The sequence below is a fragment of the Streptococcus sp. HMSC034B05 genome (genome assembly GCF_001809055.1).
Classification (GTDB): domain Bacteria; phylum Bacillota; class Bacilli; order Lactobacillales; family Streptococcaceae; genus Streptococcus; species Streptococcus constellatus.
Map to the genome: position 1 here is coordinate 1 of NZ_KV795615.1, position 510 is coordinate 510.

The window sequence follows — 510 nt, forward strand, 5'->3', positions numbered from 1 at the left end:
CACCTTTATCACCTTTGTCACCCTTGTCACCTTTCAGACTCTTCACGAAATCTTCTGGGGTCTTGTTGCCATTGCCTGGTTGTTCTTTCCAGATGTCATAAGCGGACTTACCATCTTTACCAGCATCACCTTTATCGCCCTTATCTCCTTTGAGGGACTTCACATAATCGTCAGGTGTCTTATTGGCATTACCTGGCAATTCTTTCCAGATGTCATAAGCTGACTTACCAGCATCACCTTTATCACCTTTGTCGCCCTTGTCACCTTTAGCACCTGGGGCTCCGTTCTTTCCATCTTTGCCGGGATCACCTTTCAAAGCTTTAAAGAAATCTTCTAAAGTAGCGCTAGGCTTTCCTACATATTCTTTCCAAAGTTCAAATGCAGATTTCCCAGCCTGACCCGGGGCTCCGTTCTTTCCATCTTTGCCGGGATCACCTTTATCTCCCTTGTCACCTTTAGCGCCTGGGGCTCCGTTATTTCCATCTTTGCCGGGATCACCTTTATCTCCCT

1 pseudogene is annotated in these 510 nt (G+C 46.7%); it reads right to left on the reverse strand.

Going from position 1 to position 510, the window contains the following annotated elements:
* Positions 1-510 (reverse strand): annotated as a pseudogene (locus HMPREF2542_RS06370) (collagen-like protein); the annotation flags it as partial.